Origin of the sequence: Pseudomonas sp. JV245A (assembly GCF_032424515.1) — a bacterium.
Taxonomy (GTDB): Bacteria; Pseudomonadota; Gammaproteobacteria; order Pseudomonadales; family Pseudomonadaceae; genus Aquipseudomonas; species Aquipseudomonas protegens.
The window spans coordinates 1-4,745 of record NZ_VYKE01000248.1 but is presented as its reverse complement, the minus strand read 5'-3'; the positions used below and the strand labels follow the sequence as shown (position 1 = coordinate 4,745).

Here is a 4,745-nt window from a genome sequence, read left to right as displayed (position 1 = left end):
GCGTTCGAACTCCTCGCGACGGATCACGTCCCGGGCCCCTGGGTGCTCGAACACATCGCTTTGCTGGGCATCGCCGAGCCAGTCGCCGACCACGCTGGAGGCGCCCAGGTGCAGCGGCTGCGCAGCGGCCTCGGGGCTGGCCGGTTGCAGGCTGAAGGCATTGCTGCCCTCGGCCCGGGCTTGCAGGCCGGTGCCTTGCAGCAGAACGTTCAGGCCTTCCTGCGGGCTGTACTGGCCTTGCAGGCCACGGCTTTGCACGCCACTGGTGACGTGTGAGCCGAAAGAGATCAGCACTCGGGCTTGCCGGCCGAACTGGTTCAGGGCGTTTTCCAGCGAGGTCGGGGCGATGTGATAACTCTGGGCCTGGGCCTCGGCGGCCTGGACCAGGGGCAGGCTGGCCAGGCTCAGGCTGGCCCCCAGCAGCAAGTGGCGCAGGGTACGGGCCAGAGGCGTGAGGCAGGTGGGTTGCTCGGTCATGAAGGTGGGTCCTGAGAAGGGGGAATCAAGGTGGCTTTCCTTCTCTGTCACTTGAACCTGGGGAAACGGCTCATGGGCGGTGGTTTTTTTTCGGTGCCGGGGCGGGCGGCGATTGGTTTGCGGGGGCTTGGGTGAGGCCCGGGTCAAGGGCGCGTCCCCTGCGGAGCCGGTTGCAGCCCGCGGCAGCGGCGACAGAGTGCCGTCAGGTGCGGGCCTGGACGGTGACCCAAAAGCGGGTGAAGCGACGTACCTTGACCGGCAGGCTGATCTCCAGCAGGTCGAGAATCCGCTCGCTGTCATCCAGGGGGTAGCTGCCGGAAATCAGCAGGTCCGCCACCTGTGCATCACAGTTGAGCTGGCCGCGGCGGTAGCGCCCCAGTTCGTCGAGAAAGTCCGCCAGGCGCATGTGCGCTGCCACCAGCATGCCTTCGCTCCAGGCGCCGCTGCCGGCATCCAGGGCCCGGGGAGCTTGCCAGCTGTTGCCGGTGAAATTCAGTTGCTGCCCGGCCGCCACCTGGGGCGGGGTTGTGGCGTAGTCCAGGGGCGTCACGCCGACGGTTCCGGAGAACACCGCCAGTTGGGTGTAGTCCTTGAATTGGCGCAGGTTCAGCCGCGCGCCTTGCGGGCTTACCTGCCCTTGTGCGGTCTGCACCCGCAGCGGCCGGGCATCCTGGGCACTGGTGAGCATGATCTCGCCCTCCAGCAGGCGGATCAGCCGTTGCTGGCCATCAAAGCGCACATCCACCGCGCTGCTGGTATTGAGCTGCAACTGGCTGCCGTCGCTCAGTTGCAGTTTGCGCCGCTGCCCCAGGGGGCTGCGGTAATCCGCCAGCAGTGGCGGCAGCGGGTTGTGTTCGCGCAGGCCCCAGGCGGCGGCCGTGCCGGCGCCGAGAATCAGCAGCAGCTTCAGTGCCTGGCGCCGGCTGGCGGATTTCGGCGCGTTCAGGGCGGCGTGGGCCAGGGGCGAAGACAGGCCACGCAGGCGCTGGTTGACGCGCTGGATATGCTCCCAGGCCCGCTGATGTTCGCTGTGGGCATCGTGCCATTGCTGCCAGGCCTGTTGCTGGCGCGCGCTCAAGGGCCCGCCCTGCATTTCGATCAGCCAGTGCACAGCCTGTTCGGCCACCTGGTTGCTGAAATCGGGCTGGCCATTGAGGTGTGGGTTCATCGAGGCACTCACAGGGCGAAGTAGCAGCGCATCGCCGCTTTGTTCAGGTGGCGCTTGACCGTGGCGATGGAGATGTTCAGCTCCCGGGCGATTTCGCCGTAGCTCAGGCCGTCCAGCTGGCACAGCAGAAAGGCCCGTTTGACCGGGCGCGGCAGGCCGTCGAGCAGGCTGTCCAGTTCCGTCAGGGTCTGCAGGATGATGGCCCGCTCTTCCTCGGATGGCGCCACCTGTTCAGGCATCTGCGCCAGGGTTTCCTGATAGGCCCGCTCCAGGTCCTGGCGCCGGTAGTGGTTGAACAGCACGCGCTTGGCGATGGTGGTGAGAAACGCCCGGGGCTCGATCAGGGCCGGTGTTTCCCGGGCGCTGAGTACCCGGATGAAGGTGTCCTGGGCCAGGTCTGCGGCGCTGTGGGGGCAGCCGAGCCGGCGCCGCAACCAGGTGTTCAACCAGCTGTGATGGGCCTGGTAGAGGCCTTCGACGGTAGCGGTGTGGGACAAGCCGGACGCTCCTGCACCGAGATGGCGCATAAGAGAACAAGAATTGTTCGCATTGTAGTGGGGCGACATGGCATTCGGCAATCAGGCCGGACCGACGGGTTTGCATCGGGTTCGTCGCTGCTTTTTGCATATGAGAATATTTATCATTAAACTTGCCCGCCTACTTCCCCCGGCCGCCTGTGTGCTGTGCCGGACCTCCCCTCGCGTCAAGGTCGAAACATGAAAAGCAAGGCTGGCGGTCTTTCCGCTTCCTATCGTCTGGCGGTGGCTTCGCGGGTATTCGCCGCGGTGCTGGGGGGCTATCTGCTGGCGGCGTTGGGCAGTGTCTGCCTGACCTTGCTGCTGCCCCTGCCCAGGGCCGATGCCGTGGTCAGCGCAATGATGACGTCCTTCCTGTTCTATCTGGTGGCAGTGCTCTGGTGCTTTGCCTGTCGCAGTGCCTGGCAGGCCTGGCTGGGCCTGTTGCTGCCGAGCCTGGTGCTGGCGCTGGTCGCCGGCAGTGCCTACTGGGTGGCCCTGCTATGAAGGAAGGATTTCGCCAGTCCATGGCCTGGCTGCACACCTGGAGCGGGCTGCTGTTCGGCTGGTTGCTGTTTGCGATCTTCCTCACCGGGACCCTGTCCTATTTCAAGGATGAGATCACCCACTGGATGCAGCCGGAGGCGCCGGCCCGGGTCCTGAACGCCGATGCCAGCCTGGGGCTGGCCCAACGCTACCTGGAACGCCATGCCCAGGGCGCGCAACGCTGGTTCATCGGCCTGCCCGATGCCCGCCAGCCGAGCCTGTCGGTGGGCTGGCAGGCGCCCGGCAAACCCGGCGAGCGCGGTGCCTTCACCGAGAAACTGCTGGACCCGGCCACCGGCAGCGAAGTGCAGGTGCGCGACACCCGCGGCGGCGAGTTCTTCTACCGCTTCCACTTCCAGCTGCAGATGCCCTATCCCTGGGGCCGATGGCTGTCGACGATGGCAGCCATGGTGATGTTCGTGGCGCTGATCAGCGGCATCATCACCCACAAGAAAATCTTCAAGGACTTCTTCACCTTCCGCCCGCGCAAGGGCCAGCGCACCTGGCTCGACGGGCACAACGCGGTGGGCGTGCTGGTGCTGCCGTTTCACCTGATGATTACCTACAGCAGCCTGGTGATCTTCATGTACATGGTCATGCCGGCGAGCATCCTGGTGGCCTACAAAGGGGATTCCGATGCCTTCTTCGAGGACTTGCGGCCCGCTGCTGCCGCTGCCTCGGCCGCCGGGCAGAGTGCCCCGCTGGCCCCCCTCGAACCCATGCTGAAGCAGGCCCGGGAACGTTGGTCGGGCGGCCATGCGCAGCGCCTGGTAGTCAGCTACCCGGGGGACCTGAATGCCTCGGTGCAGGTGTTTCGCCATGAAGCCGACCGGGTGGCCCGGGATTTCGGCAGCCAAGTGGCGTTCAACGGCGTGACCGGCCAGCCGTTGCAGGCCTCTGCCGAGCAATCCCTGCCGCTGGCCATCGGCGGCAGCTTCTATGGCTTGCACATGGGGCGCTTCGCCGGTCCGGTGTTGCGCTGGCTGTACTTCCTCTGTGGGCTGGCCAGCACCGCGATGATCGGCACCGGGCTGGTGATCTGGCTGGGCAAGCGCCAGCTCAAGCATGCCAAGAGTGCCGCCCAGCCTTTCGAACTGCGCCTGGTGGAAGTGTTGAACATCGCCAGCATGGCCGGGCTGCTGCTGGCGGTGGCGGCGTTCTTCTGGGCCAACCGCCTGTTGCCCGCAGGCTTCGCCGAACGCGCCGACTGGGAGGTCAACAGCTTCTTCTGGGCCTGGGGCCTGAGCCTGTTGCACGCCTGCGTCCGCCCTGGCCGTCGCGCCTGGGTTGAACAACTGGGCCTTGGCGCCTTGCTGTTCGCCGGGGTGCCGGTGCTCAGCGTGCTCACCAGCCCGAGCCTGATGGATGGCTTCATGGTCCGGGGCGACTGGGCCATGGCGAGCTTCGACCTGGCGTGCCTGGGCAGTGGCCTGTTCCTGGCCTGGGCGGCGCGCAAGCTGCATCGCGCGGGGGCCGCCGCCACAGCCACGCCCCGGGTGCCCCGGCAACGCCCGCCGGCTCCTGAAACCGAGGTGAATTGAATGCTCCTGGTGCTGTTGCTCTGTTATGCCGGTTTTACCGGCCTGTGCCTGTCCCTGGACCGGCATCACGGCGAGCTGCTCGGGCACAAGCCTTCGGCCCTACGCCGCCACGGCCTGCGTCTGGGCGGCTGGATGCTGCTGGGCCTGTCGCTGGCAGCAGCAGTGCAGGGCACCAGCTGGAGCCTGGGGCTGGTGCAGTGGTGCGCGGTGCTGATGTTCAGCGCCTTGCTGCTGGTGCTGCTGTTGCCCTATCGGCCGCGCCTGGTGCTGACGATGGCGGGGGCCAGCCTGCTGGCCAGCCCGGTCGCGGCCCTGGCCCACTTCTGAGCGGACCGACGATGATGAGCACCCTGCCACCGGAGCCTGCCGAGGGGGATCACCCTGATCCGCAGGGCAGCCGTGCGCATTTTCTCCAGGTGTTCCTGTCCCAGCGTTCGCAGATGGAGGCCCTGGTCAGCCGCCGGGTCGGTTGCCGGGCTACCGCCGCCGACCTGGTGC

General features: G+C 66.8%; 6 protein-coding genes and 1 pseudogene. 4 read left to right on the top strand and 3 right to left on the bottom strand.

Translation table 11 applies throughout. From position 1 onward, the window contains the following. From F6S12_RS29850 to F6S12_RS29840, 3 genes are all read right to left on the bottom strand, one after another. Window positions 1-477: STN domain-containing protein (locus tag F6S12_RS29850; protein WP_315869692.1), on the bottom strand; the 477-nt coding region annotated here is incomplete at its 3' end. Window positions 478-679: 202 nt separating this feature from the next. Then, a complete protein-coding gene (locus tag F6S12_RS29845; RefSeq protein WP_315869691.1) occupies window positions 680-1,645 on the bottom strand; it encodes a FecR family protein in 966 nt (321 codons plus the stop codon). A gap of 8 nt (window positions 1,646-1,653) precedes the next feature. Then, on the bottom strand, window positions 1,654-2,142 hold the full coding sequence (locus F6S12_RS29840; protein WP_282598138.1) for a sigma-70 family RNA polymerase sigma factor: 489 nt from the start codon (window positions 2,140-2,142) through the stop codon (window positions 1,654-1,656). A gap of 219 nt (window positions 2,143-2,361) precedes the next feature. On the opposite strand from F6S12_RS29840, the gene F6S12_RS29835 reads away from it, so the two are divergent. The 4 genes and pseudogenes from F6S12_RS29835 to F6S12_RS29820 all read left to right on the top strand — a co-directional run. Then, complete coding sequence (locus F6S12_RS29835; RefSeq protein WP_123473908.1) at window positions 2,362-2,667, top strand: DUF3649 domain-containing protein; 306 nt, start codon at window positions 2,362-2,364, stop codon at window positions 2,665-2,667. Next, entirely contained in the window at window positions 2,664-4,247 is a 1,584-nt protein-coding gene (locus tag F6S12_RS29830; RefSeq protein WP_077933368.1) for a PepSY-associated TM helix domain-containing protein, read from the top strand. Before F6S12_RS29835 ends, F6S12_RS29830 begins: the two co-directional genes overlap by 4 nt. After that, complete coding sequence (locus tag F6S12_RS29825) at window positions 4,248-4,574, top strand: DUF3325 domain-containing protein (RefSeq protein ID WP_019093372.1); 327 nt, start codon at window positions 4,248-4,250, stop codon at window positions 4,572-4,574. A gap of 14 nt (window positions 4,575-4,588) precedes the next feature. Further along, window positions 4,589-4,745: pseudogene (locus F6S12_RS29820) on the top strand (RNA polymerase sigma factor); the annotation flags it as partial.